The following is a 22,022-nucleotide window of genomic DNA, read 5'->3' on the forward strand; positions in this document are numbered from 1 at the left end:
TCGCCCGTCACGTAATCTCGCCGGATGAGCGGAAGAGCGCCGTACGGGCTGGTCGCGGTGACGTGTGCCGTGATCATGGTCGTGCTCGGGGTGCTGGTCTCCGGCGGAGGTGTCGCCGGTCCGGACGAACTAGCCGTGCGCTGGGTGGAGCGCGCCTTCGGCCCCGACACCGACCTGCTGCGGCTACTCGTGCTGCCGACCGAGGCCTACGTGCTGATCCCGGTCGCGGTGCTCGCCGCCGTCCTGTGCCTGATCGGCGGGCGCAGGCTCGAAGCGGTGCTGACCATCGTGGGCCCGCTCGTCGCGATCCTCGCGAACACCTGGGTGCTCAAACCGCTCTTCGACCGCTGGAAGTACACCTATCTCGCCTACCCCAGCGGGCATACCGTCGCGCTGGTCGCGGTGCTGACCGTGCTCGTCCTGCTCGCCCGTCCCGGCGTCGCCAGGGCGGTCATCGCGACGGTGGGCGCGGTGGTGCTCTGCGGCGTGACGATCGGCATGATCGGCCTCGGCTACCACTACCTGACCGACGTCGTGGGCGGCACGCTGTTCGCCGTCGCGACCGTGTGCGCGACGTGGGTCCTGCTCACCTGGGCTGCACGGCGTCGCGCGCCAGTGCCGTCAGACGGCTGACGGCGCGCAGGTACTTCTTGCGGTAGCCGCCGTTCACCATCTCCTCGGTGAACAGCTCCGGCACCGGCTCGCCCGAGACCACCAGCGGGATCGCGCGGTCGTAGAGCCGGTCGGCGAAGGCGACCAGCCGCAGTCCGACGTTCTGGTCGGGCACCGGGTGGATGTCGCGCAGGTGCACCCGGGTCACGCCGTCGAGAAGCCTGCCGTAGCGCGAAGGGTGCAGCTTGCCGAGGTGGTCGCACAGCGCGTCGAAATCGTCCACTGTGGACTCGGGATGCGCGGCGGCGGAGGCTTCCAGCTCCTCGGCGCTCGCGGGCGGCGGCGCGTCCGGGAGCCCGCGGTGGCGGTAGTCGGGACCGTCCACGCGGCAGACGCCGAACCGCGCGGACAGCGACTGGATCTCGCGCAGGAAGTCCGCGGCGGCGAACCGGCCCTCGCCGAGTTTGTCCGGCAGTGTGTTGGAGGTCGCCGCGACGAACACCCCGGCCGAGATCAGTTCCTGCAGCAGCCGCGTGACGAGCATGGTGTCGCCGGGGTCGTCGAGTTCGAACTCGTCGATCGCCAGGAACCGGTGCTCCGACAGCCGCCGCACCGCCTCGGCGAACCCCAGCGCGCCGACGAGGTGGGTCAGCTCCACGAACGTCCCGTACGCCTTGGGCGACGGCGTCTCGTGCCACGTCGAGGCGAGCAGGTGCGTCTTGCCGACGCCGAACCCGCCGTCGAGGTAGAGCCCCATCGGCCCGGACGGCGCCTCGTCCCCGCCGCCGAACAACGCGCGCAGCTTCGATTTCGGCTTCCGGTTCGAGGCCTCCGCCACGCGCTTCGCGAACGCGCCGCAGTCGACGACGGCCTGTGCCTGGCTCGGCTCGTCCGGATTGGGCACGTAGGTGGAGAACCGGACCGCGTCGAACCTCGGCGGCGGGACGAGCGCGGTGATCAGCTCGTCGGCGGACAGCTCCGGACGGCGATCGATCAGGCGGGCGGGCATTCGCCGAGGGTAACGGCACCGTCGTCGCGGGTTCACTCTCCCTGACCGGGCGTATCCCCCGCTCAGCGGTGCCGTGGGGCGCGTGTTGGGATGGCGGTGTGCAGCTTTTGTGGCCAACGACACCGGCGGAACCCGTCTCCGACGGCGACCTCGAACGGCTCTACGGGTATCCGGAAGACCTGGCCCGTCCCTGGGTCCAGGTCAACTTCGTCAGCTCCGCGGACGGCGCGGTGGCGGTCGACGAGCTGTCCGAGGGGCTCTCCTCCCCCGCCGACAAGCGGATCTTCCTGATGGGACGGCTGCTTTCCGACGTGATCCTGGTCGGCGCCGGCACCGCGCGCGCCGAGGGCTACCGCGGCGCGCGGATCACTCCCGGACGCGCCGCCCGCCGAGTCGCCCTCGGGCTGTCCGAGGTGCCGCCGATCGCCGTGGTGACCCGTTCGGGTGAGCTCGACCCCGAAGGCCCGTTGTTCACCGACACGAAGGTCCCGCCGATCGTCATCACCACCGAGAAGGCGCCCCGGGCGGCGCTGGAACGCGCGGGCGCCGAGGTGCTCGTCGCGGGGACCGAAGACGTCGACCTGCATCGCGCGCTCGCGCTGCTGGACGACCGCGGGCTGCGCCGGATCGACTGCGAGGGCGGGCCGGCGCTGTTCGCCGACCTGATCGCGGCCGACCTCGTCGACCAGCTGTGCCTGACCGTCGCCCCGCTGCTGGCGGGCGCGGGCGAACGCCGGATCGCCGACGGCCGCCCGTCCCCGGAACCACGGCGGATGGACCTCGCGTCCGTGCTCTTCGAAGACGGTTTCACCATGTTGCGTTATCGCCGCCGGGAGAGCGGGTGAGCGAGGCCGCGCCGGTTCCGGACGAGGAACTGGCGGCCCGGGCCGCCGCCGGGGACCACGGTGCCTTCGACATCCTGGTCCGGCGGCACACGGCCAGGATGTACCGGGTGGCGCTGCGGATCACCGGCAGTTCGTCGGAGGCCGAGGACGTCGTCCAGGAGGCATGGCTCTCCGCCTGGCGCGCCTTGCCCGGTTTCCGGTTCGAATCCGCGGTGTCGACCTGGCTCTACCGGGTGACGACGAACGGCGCGCTCGGCGTGGTCCGGCGACGGAAACCGACGGTGCCGCTCGACGAGGGCGACGCGGGCGTCGTGCCTGGTCCGGAGGGGTACGTGGTGAGCGCCGAACAGGTCGGCAGGGTGCTGCGCGCGATCGCCGAACTCGACGTCGGCCAGCGGATCCCGCTGATTCTGCGAGAATTCGAAGGGTTGACCTACGACGAGGTGGCCGAGGTGCTGGAAGTCAGCGTGCCCGCTCTGCGCGCCCGCCTGCACCGCGCGCGGGTGGCGCTGCTGGCGAAACTCGGCGACAACTTCCGACCCGGGGAACGGTGATGAGCGAGGATCCGCGCGACGACCCCCGGTGGCAGCAGGTCCGCGCCGCCGCGAGCCGTCCGGTACCGACACCGCCGGGACTCGTCGAACGGGTGCTCCGCTCGGTCGGCGGCGTCCGCGGCGGGCACACCACCGCGCCGCTCGATCTGCCGTCGTCGGGCGGCAAGACCCAGGTTTCGGAACGAGCGCTGGTGCTGATGACCAGAAGCCTCGCCGCCGAGATCGGCCGCGAGCTCGGCGGGGTCCACGTCTCGGCCGTCGCGCTCGAAGAGGACGTGCTCCAGGTGCTGGTGACGATCCGGTTCGGCGTCGAGGCCGGCGTCGCGGAACTGTTGCGGCACCGGCTCGGCGCGGCGCTGTCCGGCCAGCTCGGTTCGGCCCCGCCCACGATCAACGTCCACGTCGTCGACGTCCACCCGGACTGAACCGCAACTGATTACCCCATCCGGGGGACATCGCGTGACGGCTCGGCGTGCGCGTGTGTCCAGGTCGGTGAGAGCGTAGGGATCGCCGCGCGCGCAGGTCGCGCGGCACCGGTGCGAGAAGGAGCGAACTTCATGGCGCAGCCGAGCGCGAGCAAGCCCGACACCCCGGTCGCGGGGTCGTCGCTCAACGAGGAAGGAGCCGCCGGCAAGACCACGATCTCGTCGGTGGTGGTGCAGAAGGTGGCCGGTCTCGCCACCCGCGAGGTGACCGGGATCCACGCCCTGGGCGGCGGCGTCTCGCGGGCCTTCGGCGCGATCCGCGAGCGCATCCCCGGCTCCGGCACCGTCACCACGTCCGGTGTCTCGGTCGAGGTCGGCGAGAAGCAGGCCGCGATCGACCTCGACGTGGTCGTCGAATACGGCGCCCGCATCGTCGACGTCGCGCGCGCGGTGCGCCGCAACGTGATCGGCCAGGTCGAGCAGATCACCGGCCTCGAGGTGATCGAGGTCAACATCGCGGTCAACGACATCCACCTGCCCGACGAGAACGGCGGCGAGACCGAGACCTCGCGGGTGGAGTGATGAACGGGACCCAGACCGGCCTGCTCGCCGGCCTCATCCTCGGCCTCGCCGCGACCCAGGGCTTCACCGCGTTCCTGGTGACGCTGGCCGTCGGCGTCATCGGCCTCGTCCTCGGCCGCGTGCTCGACGGCGAACTCGACCTCGGCGACCTGTTCGGCCGGGGCCGCGACAAATGACCCTCCCGGCCGAACCGGAGGACCGCGGCACCCTCACCATCGCGCCGTCCGTGGTCCGCAAGATCGCGCAGCACGCCGCGGACCAGGTCGACGGGACCACGCGCGCCGAGCGGCGGATCGCCGGGCTCGGGCTGGGGACACACGGCGCGAGCGCGAAGGTCGGCGGCGAGGGCAACGACGTCGATCTCGTGCTCGACGTCGCGCTGAACTACCCGGCGCCGGTGCGGCGGATCGTCGGCGACCTGCGCTCCAGGGTCACCGAGGAGGTCGAACGGATCACCTCGTACCAGGTCCGCGACATCTCGGTGACGGTCTCCGCGCTCCTGCCCGACATCGCGCCCCGCGTCCGCTAGAAGGAGCACCCGCATGCGTTTGTTCGTCCGCCTGCTGTCGGCCCTGCTCGGGCTGGCGCTGGCCGCCGCCGGGGTCCTGCTGGCGCTGGAGGTCGGCTGGGGCTGGTGGCGGCCGGGACGCGGCCCGCTGTTCGTCCCCTGGGACGACTGGCGCGACAGGCTCGCGGAGCTGTCCTGGAACACCGCCGAAGTCCGGTATTTGGCGATCGCCGTCGCGGTCGTCGGGCTGCTGCTGATCCTGGCGGCCGCCTCGGCCGGGCGGCGCGCCATCCGGCTGACCGATCCGGCGAACGAGGTCAGCGTGACCACGTCGCCGCGTTCGCTGGCGAGGCTGGTCGGGGTGACGGTGCGCGCGCAGGACAACGTCGTGGGCGCGAAGGTCACGGCCACCGCCAAGAAGATCCGCGTCCGCGCGACGAGCAGGCTGGAAACCGAAGGCGCGCTGCGGCCGCGGCTGCTGGAGACGGTCTCCGGTCTGCTCGACGACGTCCCGTTGGTGCGACGGCCGAAGGTGTCGGTCGTCGTCGACTCCCCGAAGGACCGCCGATGACCCGTTCGGTCTCCGCCAAGGCACTCGGCCGGTCCACCGGCACGGAACGGACGCTGACCGTCCTCATCGGACTCCTCGCGCTGCTCGGCGGGGCCGCGGCGCTGGTGGTCGGGGCGGGCTGGCTCGGCACGTACCGCGCCGACCGGCCACTCGTGGACCCGATCGCCCTCGATTGGTTGTCGGGGCACGCGCTCGCCGGCCGCGTCGGCGCGATCGTGCTCGGCGTCCTCCTGTTGTGGCTGGGCCTGTGGTGGTTCTTCCGGTCGCTGCGCCCTGAAGGCCGCCCGGACCTAGAACTCGACGACGACCTCGTGGTCACTTCCTCGGCCATCTCCGAGGCCGTCCGCCTCGACGCCGAGACGGTCGACGGGGTCGGGCGCGCCCGGGTCCGCGCGGTCGGCGACAAGGAGAACCCGGCGCTGCGCATCACGCTCTGGCTCGTCGAGGGCACCGACCTGAAACGGGTCTGGGAGCAGCTCGACCACACCGTGCTGGCCCGCGCGCGGGAATCGCTCGGGGTGGACGTCCTGCCGACCGCCGTCCGGATCGAACTCGACACGACGGCACCGCAACGGGTGCGCTGACCGCGCCGGTGCGGCAAGAATGGCCGTCATGTCGCTTCCCTTGACGCCGCCGGTCAAACCGATGCTCGCCAAACCGGCGAAGGCGATCCCCGATTCCGGCGGGCTGCTGTTCGAGCCCAAATGGGACGGATACCGCTGCCTGGTGTTCCGCGACGGCGACGAGCTGACCCTGCAGTCGCGGTCGGAGAAGCCGCTGAACCGGTACTTCCCCGAGGTCGTCGAGCGGTTGAAGGCGGCGCTGCCCGAACGCATCGTGCTGGACGGCGAACTGGTGGTCGCCCGGGGCGGGAAACTGGACTTTGACGCGCTCACCGACCGCGTCCACCCCGCCGAAAGCCGCATCAAGCTGCTGGCGGAGCAGACCCCGGCCGAGTTCGTCGCGTTCGACCTGCTGGCGCTCGGCGACGAGTCCTTTCTGGACGAACCGACGTCGAAACGGCGGGAACGGCTGGAGAAGCTGGCCTCCGACGGCATCCATCTCACCCCGGCCACCGCGGATCCCGCGGTGGCGCGGCACTGGTTCGAGCTGTTCGAGGGCGCCGGGCTCGACGGCGTCATCGGCAAACCGCTCGACGAGCCGTACACGCCCGGTAAACGCGTGCTCCTGAAGTACAAGCACTCGCGCACCGCCGACTGCGTGCTCGCGGGGCTGCGCTGGCACGTCGACGGAGAACCGGGCGAGCTGGTCGGTTCGTTCCTACTCGGGCTCTACGACGAGAACGGCGTGCTGCACCATCCCGGTGTCGTCGGCTCGTTCCCGGTCACCCGGCGGCGTGAACTGGCCGAGGAGCTGGCGCCCCTGATCACCGACGGGGCGGATCACCCTTGGCTGGGCGACAACGTGCGGGAGCACCAGCGGATCCCCGGCGGGATCACCCGATGGAAGGCCAAAGAAGCCCCGTGGGTGCCGCTGAAGCTGGAGAAGGTGGTCGAGGTCGGCTACGAACACACGGAAGGCGGATATCCGTCGCGGTTCCGCCACACCGCGCAGTTCAAACGCTGGCGCCCCGACCGCGAACCGGACTCCTGCACCTACGCCCAGCTCGACGAGGTCGCCCGCTACGACCTGGACGCCGTGTTCCGCGGCGAGGTGAAACGCACCCGCTAACCGTGTCCTGACATCCGACCTGCGAAGCTCTGTTCCGAGCTTTTGTCATGCCCTGGAAGTGAGGACCAGCCCGTGAGCACCGCCCGCCGCACGCCACGGCTGATCCTGACGACCACCGTGGTGACGGCCGTGCTCGCGGGCTGCACCGCCGGGCCGTCGGTCCGGCCCGCGGTGATCGACAACGACGGCAAGCCGGCTCCCGGCGGCCAGACGACGGCGCAGCAGGTGCCGCTGCCGCCGCTCGCGGAACCCCGGTCGCCGTCGATCAAATGGGAGGACTGCGACGAGGCGACCCGGCAGCGGCTGGGTCAGCCGTCCGTGCCGGACACGCTGAAGTTCTCCTGCGCCAGGGTGCCCACCACGCTCGACGCGCCGGATCTGCCCGGTCGCGGGCTCTCGCGGCTGTCGGTGGTCAAGACCGGCGGCGGGCCCATCCCGCTCGTCGTGGTCAACGACGTCGACGGCGAGCCGGGGTCGCTGTACGCCGCGCGGCTGGCCGCGACGCTGCCGCCCGAGTTCCTGCAGAAGTTCTCCCTGATCGGGGTCGACCGGCGCGGGACCGGGGCGTCCGCGCCGGTGCAGTGCATCCCGGCGGAGATCCGCACCGATCTCCTGGGCGGCGATCCGGCGGCCGCCGACCTCGAAGGCGTCGTCGACGCGGCGCGCAAGGCGGGTCAGCAGTGCGCCATCGAACTGGACGACTCGCAGGTCGCGATGGACAGCTGGCGGGCCGCGGGCGACCTCGAAGAACTCCGTGAGCAACTGGGCATGGACAAGCTGCACGCGCTCGGACGCGGCGACGGTTCGAAGGTCCTCGCCGAATACGCCGTGCGGTTCCCGGCGCAGGTCGGCCGGGTGATGCTCGACGGACTGCCCGACCCCGCCCCCGACGCGGCGGCCGTGCAGGAGTCGGTCGCCGCGAGCGCGCAGGCGACCCTCGACGCTTTCGGCGCCGACTGCATCGCGAGGGGCTGCCCGCTCGGCGACGCCCGCTCGGCCGTGTCCGCCGTCGCGGACCGGCTCCGCTCCGCTTCCGCGACGACCACCGACGGTGCGGAGATCACGCCGGGGATCGCGCTGTACGCCATCTACTCCGGGCTCGCGCAGCGCTCGCGCTGGGTGGAACTCGCCGAGGCGCTCAAGACCGCGCAGACCGGCGACGTCACCCCGCTGGCCGCGTTCGCCGAACCGGTGCTGAAGGACTCCCGGGCGCGGCCTTCGCGGCTGGACGGCACGCTGGCGACCAAGTGCAACGACAGCGCGACCCGGCTCTCGGCCGAGGAACTCACGCGCGTGACCACGACACTGCGCGACAAGTACCCGCAGTTCGGCGTCTTCGCCGCGCAGCAACTGGCCTGGTGCAGCCCGTGGCCCGTGCGCCGCGAACCGCTCCCGCCCGCGGGCGCGCCGGGTGCTCCGCCGATGCTCGTCGCGGGCACCGCGACCGACCCGGTCACCCCGGAACAGGGCACCGGCCGGGCCGCCGACCAGATGCCGAGCGCGGTCACGATCACCTGGCAGGGTGCCGGGCACGGCGCGCTGAGCCTCTCGCCGTGCGTGGCGGACGCGACGCGGGGGTTCCTGATCGACGGGAAGGTGCCCGTCGACGGGACCCTCTGCCCGGCCTGACTCCCCACCCGCGTCGCCTCGTGAAATGTCATGAAAGGGCCGTTCAGGACGTTTTTCGTCCTGAACGGCCCTTTCATGACATCGGCCTGAGCTACTGCCGGTACGACTCCACCTCGGAAACCGGCCGCGCCGAAGCCTGATCCGGGTCCTCGTCGAACTCGACCCGCGCCCGCCGCTGCCGCAGCAGGTCCCAGCACTGGTCCAGCTGCTGCTCCACGCTCGCCAGGCGGGACCGGTCGTCCGAGCTGAGCCCGGTGCCGATCGCCCGCGAACGGAGTTCGTGCTCCTCGCTGACCAGTTCGTCGATCCGGCTGAGGATGTCCCCGTCGGCCATACGCACCTCCCGCGAAACGTGGGTTGCTCCATCCGAGACGCTACGCGCAATCCCGGGAATGCGCGTCCCGCCCGATTCGTTACGCCGGGCATGAGCACTGTGGAGCTGACCGCCGCCAACTTCGACCAGGTCGTGTCCGACAACGACTTCGTCATCATCGACTTCTGGGCGGGCTGGTGCATGCCGTGCCGTCAGTTCGCGCCGACCTACGAGAAGGTGTCGGAGAACCACGACGACATCGTGTTCGCGAGCGTCGACACCGAGGCCGAGCAGCAGCTGGCCGCCGCCTTCGACGTGCGCTCGATCCCCACCCTCGCGGTCATCCGCGACAAGACGGTGATCTACGCCCAGCCGGGCGCGCTGCCGGAGAAGACGCTCGAAGACCTCATCCAGCAGGCGCGCGACATCGACATGGACAAGCTCAAGGAAGAGGCCCAGGAGGCCTGACGAGCACGAAGAAGGGGCCTTGCCCGGCGGATTTCGCCGGGCAAGGCCCCTTTGTACTTCAGCGGAACAGTGCCACCCGGGACCGGGTCAGCCCTTGGTGGCGAGTCCGCGCAGGAAGAACGCCAGGTTCGCCGGGCGTTCCGCCAGCCTGCGCATGAAATAGCCGTACCATTCGTCGCCGTAGGGGACGTAGACGCGCATCGTCTTGCCGTCGCCCGCGATCCGGCGCTGCTCTTCGGGACGGATCCCGTACAGCATCTGGAATTCGTGGTCGTCCGCCTTGCGGCCCGCGTCCGCCGCGAGCTTCTCGGCGATCGCGATCATCCTCGGGTCGTGCGAGGCGACCATCGGATAACCCTTGCCCTGCATGAGGATCTTCAGGCAGCGCACGTAGGACTTGTCCACTTCGGACTTGTCCTGGAACGCGACCTCCTCGGGTTCGGCGTACGCGCCCTTGCACAGCCGGACACGGGATCCTTCGACAGCCAGGTCCCGGCAGTCCTGCTCGGTGCGCCGCAGGTATGCCTGCAGCACCGCGCCCACCCACGGGTACTCGGTGCGCAGTTCCTTGAGGATGCCCAGCGTCGAGTCGGTGGTGGTGTGGTCCTCCATGTCGAGGGTCACCGTGGCACCGACCGCTTCGGCCGCCGCGCAGATCTTGCGGGCGTTCTCCAGCGCGACCTTCTCGCCGTCGGCGGGCAGGAACTGGCCGACCGCAGACAGCTTCACCGAGACATCCGCACCGAACGCGAGGCCGTCGGCCGCCAGCGCGGTCAGCAGTTCCTCGTAGGCGCAGACGGTCGTCGCGGCCTGCTCGGCGTCGGTGGTGTCCTCGCCGAGGTGGTCGAGGGTGACCCGGAGGCCGTCGTCGGCCAGTTCGCGGACCACCCGGGCGGCGTCGGGCGTCTTCGCGCCGGCGACGAACCGGCTCACCACCGATCGGGTGGCGGGGACGACCTCGACCAGCTTGCGCATCCGCTGGGATCGAGCGGCGGCGAGCAACGGGGCACGCAACATCACGAACTCCTGGTTCTCAGCCCTGGTGGGGGTAACGGACGCTGGTGGGCGGGACGAAGGTCTCCTTGACCGAGCGCGGGCTCGTCCAGCGGAGCAGGTTGAACACCGAACCGGCCTTGTCGTTCGTGCCGGACGCGCGGCCGCCGCCGAAGGGCTGCTGGCCGACGACCGCACCGGTCGGCTTGTCGTTCACGTAGAAGTTGCCGGCGGCGAAGCGCAGCGCCTCGGACGCCTTCGCGACGGCGGTGCGGTCGTTCGCGATGACCGCGCCGGTCAGCGCGTAGTCGGCGGTCTCGTCGACCAGCTTGAGCACCTTGTCGAAGTCCTCGTCCTCGTACACGTGGAGCGCGAGGATCGGGCCGAAGTACTCGGTGCGGAAGATCTCGTGCTCCGGGTTGTCCGACACCAGGATCGTCGGGCGCACGAAGTAGCCGACGCTGTCGTCGGCGGTGCCACCGGCGATGACCTCGATCTCGGGGTCCTCGGCCGCGCTGGCCAGCACGGCGGCGTGCTTGTCGAAGGCGCGGCGGTCGATCACGGCGCCACCGAAGTTGCTCAGGTCGTTGACGTCGCCGTAGGTGATGGCCTCGGTCTCGGAGACCAGCTCGTCCTTCAGGCTCGCCCAGAGCGACCGCGGGACGTAGGCGCGGGACGCGGCCGAGCACTTCTGGCCCTGGTACTCGAAGGCGCCGCGGATCAGCGCGGTGCGCAGGATGTCGACGTCGGCGGAGGCGTGCGCGAGCACGAAGTCCTTGCCGCCGGTCTCGCCGACCAGGCGCGGGTACGTGCGGTAGCCGGAGATGTTGGCGCCGACGGTGGCCCACAGGTGCTGGAAGGTCGCGGTCGAACCGGTGAAGTGGATCCCGGCCAGGTCGCGGTGGGTCAGGGCGACCTCGGAGACGGCCTTGCCGTCACCCGGCAGCAGGTTGATCACGCCCGGCGGCATGCCAGCCTCTTCGAGTAGCCGCATCAGCATGTGCGCGGCGTAGCTCTGCGTCGGCGACGGCTTCCACAGCACGACGTTGCCCATCAGCGCGGGCGCGGTCGGCAGGTTGCCGGAGATCGCGGTGAAGTTGAACGGGGTGATGGCGTACACGAAGCCCTCGAGCGGGCGGTGCTCCATCCGGTTCCAGATGCCGGGCGAGCTGACCGGCTGCTCGGCGAGGATCTGACGGCCGAACGCGACGTTGAAGCGCCAGAAGTCGATGAGCTCGCAGGCGGAGTCGATCTCGGCCTGGAAGGCGGTCTTCGACTGGCCGAGCATGGTGGCGGCGTTCAGCTTGGCGCGCCACGGGCCGGCGAGCAGGTCGGCGGCGCGCAGGATGATGGCGGCGCGGTCGTCGAAGGACAGCGCGCGCCAGCCGGGAGCGGCGGCCTTGGCGGCGGCGATCGCGTCATGGGTGTCCTGCGCGGTCGCGCTGTGGATGACGCCCAGCACCGCCTTGTGGTTGTGCGGCTGGACGACCTCGATCTTCTCGCCGCCGCCCTTGCGCTGCTCACCACCGATCGTCGCGGTGATGTCGATGGGGTCGGCGTTGCCCAGCAACTTGAGCGCGCCCTCGAGTTCAGCGCGCTCAGCGCTGCCCGGCGCGTAGTTCAGCACCGGCTCGTTCTTCGGGGCGGGGGTCTGGGTCACGGCGTCCACTGACTGCTCCTGACTTCACTTCGCCGGATAGAGGTCTCACCCCGAACGGTAGACCGGACGGCGTCGCCACGGCTTGTTCGACTGGCTAGAATCGGGGTGACCATCTTGTCCGATCGGCTTAATTCGGTGATGACCTGACCACGGATACGACCACAGGCGCCTCGCTCCGGCATGTCCTCGCCACGCTCGGGGAACCGCTGGTCAGGGTGCTCGCGGCCCCTGGCGGGCTCGGCGTCGGAGTGGAGGACGTCGTCATCCACGATCCGGAGGATCCGCCCGACGCCCATCCGGGTGACCTCGTTCTGGTGATCGGCGCACGCGGACGCTCCGCCGCGGGCGCGATCCGGGCGGCGGGGCGGTCCGGCGCGGCCGCCGTCGCGGTCAAGACCGGCTCGGCCGTCGTCGACGTCGCGGCCGACGCGGGGATCGCGCTGATCGAGGTCGGCCACGAGGCGCGCTGGGAGCAGGTCGAAGCACTGGCCAGGGGCGTGGTCGACGCGGCGCGCGCCGGTGGCGAGGCGGACAGCGGCGAGGTGCTGGGCGATCTGTTCTCGCTCGCGCAGACCATCGCGACGCTCACCGGTGGCCTGGTCAGCATCGAGGACACCGCGAGCCGTGTGCTGGCCTATTCGCGGGCCGGTGACGAGGTGGACGAACTGCGCCGGCTTTCGATCCTCGGTCGCGAAGGCCCGGAACGGTATCTCGCGATGTTGCGTGAATGGGGCGTTTACCAGCGGCTTCGCGCCGGTGAAGGCATCGTCCGCATCGACGAGCGGCCCGATCTCGGCATCCGGCGGCGGATCGCGGCCGGGATCCACGCCGGATCGCAGCCGCTGGGCACGATCTGGGTCCAGGAGGGCGCGCATCCGCTCACCGAAAGCGCGGAGGTCGCGTTGCTCGGCGCGAGCCGGGCGCTGGCGCCGCAGCTGATCCGCCACCGGACGCTGCCCAGCCCCGAACTCCGGCTGCGCGAGGATCTGCTGGCGGGCCTGCTCGACGGCCGCGTCGACGCCGAGTCCGTCGCCGACGACATCGGCGCGGATCCCGGGAAACCCGCCATGGTGCTGGCGTTCTCGCTCCCCCGCGACCGGGCCGCCACCGATCGGCAGCTGCGGCGCGCCGAGCTGGTGCACCTGATCACCGTGCACACCGCCGCGTACCGGCGGAGCGCGCTGGTGAGCGTGATCGGCGGCCGGGTCTACGCGCTCCTTCCCGACCTCCCCGAGCATGCGGAAGCGCGGATCCTGGCGCTGGCCAAGGAAATCGTCGGTACCGCGCAACGGCATCTCGACGTCCGGGTGCGCGCGGCGCTCGGCGGTGCCGTGCCCCGGCTCTCGGACGCGGCGGCCTCACGCGGCGACGCGGACCGCGTGCTGGCGACGATGGCGCGCGGGCACGAGACCGCGGACGTCGCCTCGCTGGCCGACGTCCGCGCCGAAGTCCTGCTCTCGGAGGTGCTCGCCTTCCTCGGCGAGCAGCCGAGGATCCGCGACCCCCGGCTGACCGAACTGGTCGCGCACGACGCGGAGCACGGCGGGATCCTGGTGCCCGCCGTGCTCGCGTACCTCGACGCGTTCGGGGACGTCCGGCGCGCGGCGCGCGAGCTGAACATCCATCCGAACACGGTCCGGTACCGGGTGCGCCGCGCCGGCGAAGTGTCCGGGATCGACCTGGACGACCCCGCTCAGCGCATGCTCACCCAACTCCTCTTACGCCTCTAGGGTTTTCCCTGCCCGCAATTAGTCCTCTGGATGCGGTCCTTGCGTGTGCAAGTACCGCATCCAGAGGACGAAACGCGTGGGGTCAGGCCAGGGTCAAGCTGAACCGGCGGTTCTGGACGTCCAGTTTGTCCAGCCGCACCGCGACGGCCGCCCCGGCGGCGAACGGGCCGGTTCCGCCGACGGTCGGCAGCAGCCCCTCCATCCCGGGGGCCACTTCGACGAACGCGCCGAACGGGAGCACCCGGGTAACGACTCCGTCCAGAACGCCGCCCTCGGCGTGCGCGACGACGAACTCGCGCCAATTCTCGGTGGGAGACATGCGATTCACCTCCTTTCCGCGCATGGTCCACAGGAGGACACCTACGCGGAGGCGGGCTGCGGGCCCGCGCGGAGATCAAGCGGCGGCCGGGGAACCCGTCCGCTCACGGCACGAGGCCGACCCGGCAGTCATGGCCGTGACCCTAGCAAAGGTCACGACACGGCCGCCAGGCTGCGAAGTTCGGCGACCTCGGCCAGCGCGCGATAGGACTCCAGCCGCTCCGCCTGGTCGAAAGTGCTGGTGGTCACCAGGATCTCGTCGGCGCCGGTCTTGGCGACGAGATCCGCCAGCCGGTCGCCCACCTCGTCCGGGGTGCCGGCGAGCTGACCGTCGAGCGCCCGGTCCAGCCGCTCCCGGTCGCGGTCCGACAGCGGCCCGGCGAGGATCTCCTCCACCGGCGACAGCGGCGGGAAGACACCGTGCGTGCGCGAATAGACGGTCGACCACGCTTCGGGGATCAGCAGCCGCCGGGCCCGTTCGGCCGTCTCGGCGACCGCGATGGCCGTGGACACCACGACGTACGGCCGCGAAGCCTGCGAGGAAGGCCGGAACCCGGACCGATACCCCTCGATCGCTTCGAGCAGCGGACCCTCGCCCCGGACGGGCGCGATCACCAGCGGCAGCCCCAGTTCCGCGGCCAGCCGCGCCCCGGCGCCGGTGGCCAGCAGGAACGCGGGCACGCGCAGACCTTCCGCCGGAATGGCGTGCACGCCCGGATACGTCGTCTGATCGCCCGCGAGGAAGCCCAGCAGTTCGCGGACCTGCTCGCCGAAGCGATCTGCGTCGTCCTTCTCGTGCCCGAGCGCCTGCCGCACCCCGCCGGTGAACCCGACCGAACGCCCCAGCCCCATGTCGATCCGGCCGGGGAAGAGCGATTCGAGCACGCCGAACTGTTCCGCGACGACGAGCGGCCGGTGGTTGGGCAGCATCACGCCGCCGGTGCCGACGCGGATCCGCTCGGTCGCCGAGGCGACCGCCGCGGCCAGGACGGTGGGCGCCGAACCGGCGACACCGGGCACGCTGTGGTGTTCCGACACCCAGAACCGGTGATACCCCAAGGCTTCGATGTCCCGCGCGAAGGCGACCGTGTCCCGCAAGGCGCGGGGCGCGTCGCCGCCGCGGCGGGTCGGGGACCGGTCCAGTACCGAAAGCGTGATCACCCTCGGGTCAACGCGTCCGGGCCCGGTGGGCATTCCCCGCTCAGGGGCGCCAGCGCTCGCTGTAGTCCGGGTGGTCGGCGTGCGGCAGGGCCAGCAACCGCAGGGTCAGGCACCAGTTCGTGCCGGCCTCGTCGGCGGGCACATGGCACGTCTCGCACCAGTACTCGTTGCCGTACAAGGGGAATCCCGGGACCTTCTCCGAAACCGTGGTGCGATGCGCCTGCAGGAGCCGCCGGGTCGCCTCGATCTCGTTGATCATCTGATTGATCGCGTCGAGTTCGATGTCGTTGAGCGAGCGGATCTTCTTTTCGATGACGACCTTGGTCTCACCACGATTGAGCGATTCGTTGATCTCGGTTTTCTTGACCGCCTGCATGATCAACGCCTGGCGTTGCCCCACACGCGCGGCGAGGAAGGCGATCAGGTCGTCCACGGGTACTCCTTCGTCTCCCCCAGCCTAGTGTTCGGAGGGAAATGTCGCTGGCAGGAAGCCCTGCGTTACGGCTGAGTCCCACGCGTCACACAGTCTCGTATCGGTCACGGGTGGAGCGGTAACAGGTTTCTAGATCGACACGAAAGCGCAATCACTCCGCGAGCAAAACGAAGAAGAGACCGATGCCGGGCGCGAATTCGTCACCGATACCGCACACCTCGTCACGAAATGCGTTCCCCGTCGTGGCGGGTCTCGCCGTCGCGCTCACTTTGGGCGCCGGCGCCGGTGTGGTGGCGGCCACCCGGCCGGGTGAGCCCGTCGCCGCACCGCTCACTCCGGCGACGGTGACCGTCACGGCGGAGGCCGCGCCCGCGCCGACCGTGACCGTCCCGGCACCACCGGTCACCTCGGGACGCACGGCGGTCGCGTCCTCAGTGGACCGCTTCGCCGACGGGACCTATCTGGTCGGCACGGACATCCGAGCGGGCTCGTACCGCTCCCCCGGACCGGCGCCGGGCGGAAACGGGCACTGCTACTGGGCGCGGCTCCGGCCCGAAGGCGCGTCGAAGATCGTGGCCGACCAGCTGACCACGGGCGCCGCGCGGTTCACCGCCCGCAAAGGCGAGTTCGTCCAGGTCGCCGGGTGTGAGTTCACCTTGTCTTAGGTGTCGTCGCGCGCTTTGCTCGGCTGGACGCGTTTCGGCTCACCGGGCATCTTCGGATAGTCCGGCGGGTACGGCATCTCGCCGAGGCCGTGGTCGCGTTCGTCGCGCGCGTACCAGTCCAGCAGCGTCTCGATGCCGAACGCCTGCTCGTCCATCGGCGCGTGGAGGTCGCCGCGCTCGGCATAGAAGGCGCCCGCGGTGAGGACGTCGAAGTCGTCCGGGTCGACCTCGGTCAGCAGATCCCAGGTCAGCGGCGTCGACACCGTCGCCCGCGGGGTGCCGCGGACCGACCAGGACGACGCCACCGTGCGATCGCGGGCCGCCTGGTTGTAGTCGATGAAGACCCGGCCGCCGCGTTCTTCCTTCCACCACGCGATGGTGGCCTTTTCCGGGATCCGGCGCTCGACCTCGCGGCCCAGCGCGATCACCGCGTGCCGGACGTCGATGAAATCCCAGTCCGGCCGGATCCGCACCAGCACGTGCACCCCGCGCCCGCCCGAGGTCTTCGGGTAGCCGGTCAGGCCCGCCGAATCGAGGACGTCGCGGACCACGCCCGCGACCTCGACCGCGTCGGCGAAACCGGCCTCGTCCGGCGGATCCACATCGATGCGGAGTTCGTCGGGATGGTCGACGTCGGGCCGACGCACCGGCCACGGGTGGAAGTCGAAGGTGCCCAGGTTCGCCGCCCACGCGAACACGGCGGGCTCGGTCGGGCAGACCTCCTCGGCCGTCCGGCCCGAGGGGAAGGTGATCTTCGCGGTCTCCACCCAGTCCGGGGCGCCCTTCGGCACGCGCTTGGCGTAGAACCACTCGCCCTCGACGCCGTCGACGTAGCGCTTCAGCGTGGTCGGCCGCTCCCCGATCGCGCGCAGCAACGGCACGCCGACCGCGACGTAGTGCTCCACGACCTGGCGCTTCGTGATCCCCCGGGCCGGGAAGTACACCTTGTCCGGGCTGGACACCCGGACCTTGCGCTCGCCTGCCTCGACCTCGATCGGCTCACCGTTCTTGGGCATGCGCCCACCGTATCGCCGATCAGGGCCGGGGATCGGTCTCCAGGACCGCCATGCTGATCGCGTCGTGCCATTCGCCGTCCCACCACAGCGCGTCGCGCTGGAGACCCTCGCGGACGAACCCGGCTTTCTCGTAGACCCGCTGCGCGCGAGGGTTGAAGTCGAAGACCTCGAGCGAGACGCGATGGAGGCCGACGACGTCGAACGCGAAGTCCAGGATGAGCTTCGTCGCCTCGGTGCCGTACCCCTTGCCGAACACGTCGGGCCCGGTCAGGGCGATCCGGAACGAGGCCGAGCGGTTGTCCGCGTCGACCTCGTTGAGCACGACGTCGCCCAGATAGACGCGGTCGTCCTTGCGCAGGATCGCGTAGTCCGCCCGGTCGTCGAGGCCCGGCCGGGACGAGAGCCAGGTGCGGATCTGCTCCTCGGTGAACGTCGCGTGCGTCCCGGTGAACCGGGTGCCCTCCGGTTCGTGCAGCGCCTGCCACGCGGGTTCGAAGTAGGTCTCGTCGAGCTGCGTGAGCACGACGTTCTCGCCGGTGAGTTCGGGCTGTGCCCCCAGCGCCTCGGTGTCGATCACGGCGGACACGGTACGGTGGACGCGGTGTCCGGGCGTACCAAATTAATCCTCGCGCTCGCCGTACTCGCCCTGTTCGTGGCGGCGGCGGTGCTGCTGCCGATCCCGAGTCCGGCCGGGCTGCGGGCCTGGGCCGCCGAGACCGGTCCGGCCACCCCGCTGGTGTTTTTCCTGGTCTATTCGGTGCTGACGGTGGCGCCGATCCCGCGCACCGTGTTCAACCTGGCGGGCGGCCTGCTGCTCGGTGCCACGACGGGGATCGTCGTCGGCATCCTGGCGACCACGGTCGCCTCGGGGCTCTCGTTCGCTCTTTCGCGGGCACTCGGCCGCGATCTGGTCACCCGGCACCTGCACCGGGCGAAGGTCCGCGCGGTCAACGACCGGCTTTCGGACGGCGGGGTACTGGCGATCACCTCCTTACGGCTGATCCCGATGGTGCCGTTCGCTCCGTTCAGTTACCTGTGCGGAGTGTCATCGGTCCGTTTCGCCCCGTATCTGATCGGGACCGCGCTCGGCAGCCTGCCGGGTACGGTCGCCGTCGTCGTCCTCGGCGACGCGCTGACCGGGGAAACACCTCCCGCCCTGCTGATCTGTTACGCCGTCTTCGCCGCCGCGGGGGCCATCGGGCTGGTCAAGGTCTTCCGGCGCAAGGCCCCTCCGACGCCCGAACCGAGCGGCGAGGAAGAATTGCCCGCCTCCGCACCGGCGAGCTGACGGGGAGCCGAAACCGCCGCCCGCTACACTCGATCGGGTGCGCGGGACCTGTCAGGCCGCGTAACGCCACCATCACCCGGAGAATGTGTCAGGAGCAGTCGCCATCGACACCGGTCAGCTGATCGCTGGGCACTATCGCCTGGTCGAGCAAATTGGTAGCGGTGCCATGGGGGTGGTCTGGCGTGCCATCGATGTCCGCCTCGAGCGCTCGGTGGCGGTCAAGCAGATCCTCCCGCAGCCAGGTGTCTCCGAAGCCGAACGCGACAACATGCGCCAGCGCGCCATGCGCGAGGCGAAGAACGCGGCCCGGTTCCAGCATCCGAACGCGATCGTGGTGTTCGACATCGCCGAGCACGGCGGCGACCCCTGCCTGGTGATGGAGTACCTGAACGGCCCGAGCCTCTCGGCGATCATCGCCGACGAAGGCACGCTGCCGCTGGGGCGCGTCGCGAAGATCGGCGAGCAGGTCGCGTCGGCGCTGGTCGCCGCGCACCGCGCCGGGATCGTGCACCGCGACGTCAAACCGGGCAACATCCTGATCGACGAGTCCGGCACCGCGAAGATCACCGACTTCGGCATCTCCCGCGCGGCCGGCGACATGACGCTCACCCAGACCGGGCTGATCGGCGGCACCCCGGCGTATCTCGCGCCCGAGCTGGCGCGCGGCTCGGATCCGGTGCCCAGCTCCGACGTCTTCGCGCTCGGCGCGACGCTCTACCAGGCGATCGAGGGCCAGACCCCGTACGGGAACAGCTCCAACCAGCTCGCGCTGCTGTACGCGGCCGCGAACGGCCAGATCAACCCGCCGCAGCAGGCGGGTGCCGCGACGGCGCTGCTGATGAGCCTGCTGCGCACCGAGCCGACCGAGCGCCCGACCATGGCCGAGGCCAGGGAGCGCCTCGCCGCGCTGGCGGCGAACGAATCCGGCGCGGGCACGGCCGCCTCGCCGCGGCTTTTCGGAGCGGGCGGCGGTAGACAGCCCGCCGTGCCCGAGACCCCCGGGCACGGCATCCCCGGCGGAGACCGCCCGCCGTGGCAGCGGACCGACAAGCCGGCCGCCTCCACCGCGGCTCCTCCGCAACCCACCAAGACGCACACGCCGACGGCCGCGTTCATCCCGATGCGCTCGCCGTCCGCGCCGCCGAACACCCCGCCGCGTCCGGTCGCCGCGATGAGCCCGCCGCCGTCCGCGGCCGCCCCGATGCGCCCGTCGCCCGCCAAGCCGACCGACGCGAAGCGCAAGGCCGTCCTGTTCGCGGGCGCCGGTGCCGCGGTCGTGGTGATCGCCGTGATCGTGTTCCTGATCCTGAACTCGAGCAACGGGGGCAACACCCCGGGCGGGAACAACGCCGGGGCGAACCCGCAGCCGGGCACCTCGGCGCCCAAATCGAGCGCCCCGTCTTCGTCGAGTCCCGCGCCCGCGGGCCTGGGAAAGACGCCCAGCGAAAAGATCACGAGCTACTCCAGCGTGGGCGGTTTCCTCCTGGACTTCTTCGACACCGGCAAGATCGGCACGTCCGCGAGCTGGAACAAGCTCACTGACGCAGCGAAGGCGGTGTACGGCTCCGAGCAGGCTTTCGCCGAATACTGGGCCGCGCACAAGGTCACCGGCTCCGAAAAGGCACGAGCCGACAGCGGCGGCGGAAACCCCGACGGGTCGATCGACATGAACATCACGATCAACGGCGGCCCGCGGCCGGCGCTGCGCGTGGTCCAGGTCGGCGGGCAGTACCTCATCGACGCCGACACGCGAGTACTCGGCAACTGACGCAGCGTGGCGGGGGTGAGACCCGCCTCGCTGGTGGTAGGCCAATCGCCGATCGTGGCTTACTGTTGCCGGTATGGCCGATAGCGGACCTTTCGGACCTCGCCAGAATCCTCGCTTCCAGGAAGACCTGGTAGGCCTCGACCCGCACGACCCCGAGGCCCGGGCCTTCGCCGAGCATCTGGACCGCATCGAGCGCTGCGGCCCGAACTTCACCGTGGAGGCCTGCCTCGACGGTGTCTCCGATTTCGCCGACTCCAGCAACCGGCTCGGCGGGTTGCGCTGGTGGGTTTCGGCACTGGTCGTGGTCCTCATCGTGCTCGGCGTGATGGTCACCGCATGGGACATCATCGGCCGGGCCATCGCGTGGCTCGCGGGGTAACGTGGAACCGGTGAAAGGCATGAAACCCGTTGTCGGAGCCACGCCACGCGTGGTCAAGTCCGAGCAGGAATGGCGGGAGCAGCTCAGCCCCGACGAGTACGCCGTCCTTCGCCAGGCGGGCACCGAGCGCCCCTTCACCGGTGAGTACACCGATGAGAAGACCACCGGTGTCTACCAGTGCCGAGCCTGTGGCGCCGAGCTGTTCCGCAGCGACACGAAATTCGAGAGCCACTGCGGCTGGCCGTCGTTCTACGACCCGGCCGACACCGACGCCGTCCTCCTCCGCGAGGACACCACCATGGGGATGCGCCGGATCGAGGTGCTGTGCAAGTCGTGCCACAGCCACCTCGGGCACGTCTTCGAAGGCGAGGGTTACGCCACGCCGACGGATCAGCGGTACTGCATCAACTCGATCTCGCTGAAGCTCGTTCCCGAGTCGTAACCGAACGAAGCGAACCACCGCCCTTCCCGGCGCGTTCCCGGAGGACAGGAACAGCGTCGGGGAGGGCGGTGTCGTATGAACGAACCCTGGGGGATCTCCGGACCGGCTTTCGCGTGGCTGTACGGAGTCTGTGCCGTACTGCCGGTCGCGCTCGCCGTGGCGAACGAGTGGTGGCTGCGCCGTGACACCGGAGCCAGGACGGTACCCGGCCTCTACCACCTGGCCGCGCTGGCGGACGGCGCGGACCGGGTCACCGACACCGCCGTCGCGGGCCTGATCGCGAGACACTCCCTGCGGCCGGACGGACGCGGCCTCCTGCACCCGGTCAACACGGCCCCCGCCGATCCCTTCGAGCGCGCGGTCGTCTCGCTCGTGCACGGCAACGGGATCGGCCTGCGCGAGCTGCGTTCGAAGATGGCCCGGCACGAGGTCGTCCGGGCCCTGCGCGCGGATCTCGAACAGCGTGGCCTGCTGGTCTCCGAGAAACACCGCCGGATGGGCTGGCGGTACGCGATCGCGTTGTCCGTGGCCGTCTTGACGTTGGGGATCGTGCGGCTGGCGAACGCCGTACCGCTGCACCGGCCGGTCGGCGCCCTCGTGGTCCTGATCGTCGGGGTGATCGGCGCGATCGGCCTGGCCGCGTGGCGGCAATGGCCGGACGGCTCCGGCCGGGCGACCGCCGCGGGCACGCTGGCGCTCCGGTACGGCGACTGGGACCGCGGACTGGCCCACAGCGCGGCCGGGCAGGTGGCGCTCAACGGCTGGCAGGCCTTCCCGGACCAGGTCGTCGCGGTGACGCTGATCAGGACCGGCGGCACGAAGGCCCGGCTCTTCGCCGGTACGGCGAGCACGTGCGGCGGAGGCGGCATGTACGTCGCCGGTTCCTCGTGCGGTGGCGGAGGTTCTTCCTGCGGCGGCGGTGGAGGCGGCTGCGGCGGCTGACGGCCCAACTGCCGTCGCC

At 70.8% G+C, this 22,022-nt stretch carries 28 protein-coding genes; 19 read left to right on the forward strand and 9 right to left on the reverse strand.

Annotation, left to right across the window (positions count from 1 at the left end; translation table 11 throughout):
• Window positions 1-24 precede the first annotated feature (24 nt).
• On the forward strand, window positions 25-633 hold the full coding sequence (locus tag DMC64_RS31305; RefSeq protein ID WP_125736436.1) for a phosphatase PAP2 family protein: 609 nt from the start codon (window positions 25-27) through the stop codon (window positions 631-633).
• Here the strand turns inward: DMC64_RS31305 and zapE are convergent.
• Entirely contained in the window at window positions 587-1,621 is a 1,035-nt protein-coding gene (zapE, locus tag DMC64_RS31310; protein WP_037343841.1) for a cell division protein ZapE, read from the reverse strand. The two genes, DMC64_RS31305 and zapE, sit on opposite strands and share 47 nt — an antisense overlap.
• Before the next feature lie 98 nt (window positions 1,622-1,719).
• On the opposite strand from zapE, the gene DMC64_RS31315 reads away from it, so the two are divergent.
• From DMC64_RS31315 to DMC64_RS31360, 10 genes are all read left to right on the forward strand, one after another.
• Window positions 1,720-2,466 (forward strand): pyrimidine reductase family protein, encoded by a 747-nt coding sequence (locus tag DMC64_RS31315; protein WP_125736437.1) that lies wholly within the window; start codon window positions 1,720-1,722, stop codon window positions 2,464-2,466.
• On the forward strand, window positions 2,463-3,020 hold the full coding sequence (locus DMC64_RS31320; RefSeq protein WP_037343839.1) for an RNA polymerase sigma factor: 558 nt from the start codon (window positions 2,463-2,465) through the stop codon (window positions 3,018-3,020). The genes DMC64_RS31315 and DMC64_RS31320 overlap by 4 nt, the downstream gene beginning before the upstream one ends.
• Entirely contained in the window at window positions 3,020-3,445 is a 426-nt protein-coding gene (locus DMC64_RS31325) for a hypothetical protein (RefSeq protein ID WP_125736438.1), read from the forward strand. Before DMC64_RS31320 ends, DMC64_RS31325 begins: the two co-directional genes overlap by 1 nt.
• 132 nt (window positions 3,446-3,577) lie before the next feature.
• Window positions 3,578-4,027, forward strand: a complete 450-nt coding sequence (locus DMC64_RS31330) for an Asp23/Gls24 family envelope stress response protein (protein ID WP_037343835.1) — start codon at window positions 3,578-3,580, stop codon at window positions 4,025-4,027.
• The gene (locus DMC64_RS31335; protein WP_005157087.1) at window positions 4,027-4,203 is read left to right on the forward strand and encodes a hypothetical protein; all 177 of its coding nucleotides are present in this window, start codon (window positions 4,027-4,029) and stop codon (window positions 4,201-4,203) included. Before DMC64_RS31330 ends, DMC64_RS31335 begins: the two co-directional genes overlap by 1 nt.
• Window positions 4,200-4,556: an Asp23/Gls24 family envelope stress response protein gene (locus tag DMC64_RS31340; protein WP_037343833.1), complete on the forward strand. Its 357-nt coding sequence runs from the start codon at window positions 4,200-4,202 to the stop codon at window positions 4,554-4,556. The genes DMC64_RS31335 and DMC64_RS31340 overlap by 4 nt, the downstream gene beginning before the upstream one ends.
• Window positions 4,557-4,569: 13 nt before the next feature.
• Window positions 4,570-5,106, forward strand: a complete 537-nt coding sequence (locus tag DMC64_RS31345; protein ID WP_125736439.1) for a DUF6286 domain-containing protein — start codon at window positions 4,570-4,572, stop codon at window positions 5,104-5,106.
• Complete coding sequence (locus tag DMC64_RS31350; protein ID WP_037343828.1) at window positions 5,103-5,690, forward strand: hypothetical protein; 588 nt, start codon at window positions 5,103-5,105, stop codon at window positions 5,688-5,690. Before DMC64_RS31345 ends, DMC64_RS31350 begins: the two co-directional genes overlap by 4 nt.
• 28 nt (window positions 5,691-5,718) lie before the next feature.
• Window positions 5,719-6,798, forward strand: coding sequence for an ATP-dependent DNA ligase (locus DMC64_RS31355; protein WP_037344505.1), 1,080 nt, complete (start codon window positions 5,719-5,721; stop codon window positions 6,796-6,798).
• Window positions 6,799-6,870: 72 nt separating this feature from the next.
• Window positions 6,871-8,427, forward strand: coding sequence for an alpha/beta hydrolase (locus DMC64_RS31360; protein ID WP_199755159.1), 1,557 nt, complete (start codon window positions 6,871-6,873; stop codon window positions 8,425-8,427).
• Window positions 8,428-8,518: 91 nt separating this feature from the next.
• Here DMC64_RS31360 and DMC64_RS31365 read toward each other — a convergent pair whose 3' ends face one another.
• Window positions 8,519-8,761 (reverse strand): DUF2630 family protein, encoded by a 243-nt coding sequence (locus DMC64_RS31365; protein ID WP_037343824.1) that lies wholly within the window; start codon window positions 8,759-8,761, stop codon window positions 8,519-8,521.
• Between the two features lie 90 nt (window positions 8,762-8,851).
• Here DMC64_RS31365 and DMC64_RS31370 point away from each other — a divergent pair, with 90 nt between their 5' ends.
• A complete protein-coding gene (locus DMC64_RS31370) occupies window positions 8,852-9,208 on the forward strand; it encodes a co-chaperone YbbN (RefSeq protein WP_038515702.1) in 357 nt (118 codons plus the stop codon).
• Between the two features lie 87 nt (window positions 9,209-9,295).
• On the opposite strand, the gene DMC64_RS31375 is transcribed toward DMC64_RS31370, so the two are convergent.
• Window positions 9,296-10,225 (reverse strand): proline dehydrogenase family protein, encoded by a 930-nt coding sequence (locus DMC64_RS31375; protein WP_125736441.1) that lies wholly within the window; start codon window positions 10,223-10,225, stop codon window positions 9,296-9,298.
• Between the two features lie 16 nt (window positions 10,226-10,241).
• The gene (pruA, locus tag DMC64_RS31380; protein ID WP_125736442.1) at window positions 10,242-11,870 is read right to left on the reverse strand and encodes an L-glutamate gamma-semialdehyde dehydrogenase; all 1,629 of its coding nucleotides are present in this window, start codon (window positions 11,868-11,870) and stop codon (window positions 10,242-10,244) included.
• Between the two features lie 206 nt (window positions 11,871-12,076).
• On the opposite strand from pruA, the gene DMC64_RS31385 reads away from it, so the two are divergent.
• Window positions 12,077-13,591 carry a CdaR family transcriptional regulator gene (locus tag DMC64_RS31385; RefSeq protein WP_125736443.1) on the forward strand — a complete coding sequence of 505 codons (1,515 nt, stop codon included), beginning with the start codon at window positions 12,077-12,079 and terminating at the stop codon, window positions 13,589-13,591.
• Between the two features lie 82 nt (window positions 13,592-13,673).
• Here the strand turns inward: DMC64_RS31385 and DMC64_RS31390 are convergent, their stop codons facing one another.
• From DMC64_RS31390 to DMC64_RS31400, 3 genes are all read right to left on the reverse strand, one after another.
• Window positions 13,674-13,910: a S1 RNA-binding domain-containing protein gene (locus tag DMC64_RS31390; RefSeq protein WP_037343811.1), complete on the reverse strand. Its 237-nt coding sequence runs from the start codon at window positions 13,908-13,910 to the stop codon at window positions 13,674-13,676.
• Between the two features lie 152 nt (window positions 13,911-14,062).
• On the reverse strand, window positions 14,063-15,103 hold the full coding sequence (locus tag DMC64_RS31395) for an LLM class flavin-dependent oxidoreductase (RefSeq protein ID WP_199755160.1): 1,041 nt from the start codon (window positions 15,101-15,103) through the stop codon (window positions 14,063-14,065).
• Window positions 15,104-15,110: 7 nt separating this feature from the next.
• Complete coding sequence (locus DMC64_RS31400; RefSeq protein ID WP_037343808.1) at window positions 15,111-15,503, reverse strand: DUF6221 family protein; 393 nt, start codon at window positions 15,501-15,503, stop codon at window positions 15,111-15,113.
• A gap of 242 nt (window positions 15,504-15,745) precedes the next feature.
• On the opposite strand from DMC64_RS31400, the gene DMC64_RS31405 reads away from it, so the two are divergent.
• Window positions 15,746-16,168 (forward strand): hypothetical protein, encoded by a 423-nt coding sequence (locus DMC64_RS31405; protein WP_125736445.1) that lies wholly within the window; start codon window positions 15,746-15,748, stop codon window positions 16,166-16,168.
• On the opposite strand, the gene DMC64_RS31410 is transcribed toward DMC64_RS31405, so the two are convergent.
• Window positions 16,165-17,184: a DNA polymerase domain-containing protein gene (locus DMC64_RS31410; RefSeq protein WP_125736446.1), complete on the reverse strand. Its 1,020-nt coding sequence runs from the start codon at window positions 17,182-17,184 to the stop codon at window positions 16,165-16,167. The two genes, DMC64_RS31405 and DMC64_RS31410, sit on opposite strands and share 4 nt — an antisense overlap.
• Window positions 17,185-17,203: 19 nt before the next feature.
• Complete coding sequence (locus tag DMC64_RS31415) at window positions 17,204-17,761, reverse strand: GNAT family N-acetyltransferase (RefSeq protein WP_125736447.1); 558 nt, start codon at window positions 17,759-17,761, stop codon at window positions 17,204-17,206.
• 24 nt (window positions 17,762-17,785) lie between these two features.
• Here DMC64_RS31415 and DMC64_RS31420 point away from each other — a divergent pair, with 24 nt between their 5' ends.
• The 5 genes from DMC64_RS31420 (at window position 17,786) to DMC64_RS31440 (ending at window position 22,003) form a co-directional block, all read left to right on the forward strand.
• Entirely contained in the window at window positions 17,786-18,472 is a 687-nt protein-coding gene (locus DMC64_RS31420; RefSeq protein WP_037344502.1) for a TVP38/TMEM64 family protein, read from the forward strand.
• 166 nt (window positions 18,473-18,638) lie between these two features.
• Entirely contained in the window at window positions 18,639-20,240 is a 1,602-nt protein-coding gene (locus DMC64_RS31425) for a serine/threonine-protein kinase (RefSeq protein WP_233629891.1), read from the forward strand.
• Between the two features lie 73 nt (window positions 20,241-20,313).
• Window positions 20,314-20,619 (forward strand): hypothetical protein, encoded by a 306-nt coding sequence (locus DMC64_RS31430; protein ID WP_038515722.1) that lies wholly within the window; start codon window positions 20,314-20,316, stop codon window positions 20,617-20,619.
• Window positions 20,620-20,638: 19 nt separating this feature from the next.
• Window positions 20,639-21,061 carry a peptide-methionine (R)-S-oxide reductase MsrB gene (msrB, locus tag DMC64_RS31435; RefSeq protein WP_034318341.1) on the forward strand — a complete coding sequence of 141 codons (423 nt, stop codon included), beginning with the start codon at window positions 20,639-20,641 and terminating at the stop codon, window positions 21,059-21,061.
• Window positions 21,062-21,136: 75 nt separating this feature from the next.
• A complete protein-coding gene (locus DMC64_RS31440) occupies window positions 21,137-22,003 on the forward strand; it encodes a TIGR04222 domain-containing membrane protein (RefSeq protein WP_125736449.1) in 867 nt (288 codons plus the stop codon).
• The last annotated feature ends 19 nt before the right edge of the window (window positions 22,004-22,022 follow it).

It is taken from the genome of Amycolatopsis sp. WAC 04197 (assembly GCF_003947475.1).
In the GTDB taxonomy this organism is placed as follows: domain Bacteria; phylum Actinomycetota; class Actinomycetes; order Mycobacteriales; family Pseudonocardiaceae; genus Amycolatopsis; species Amycolatopsis japonica.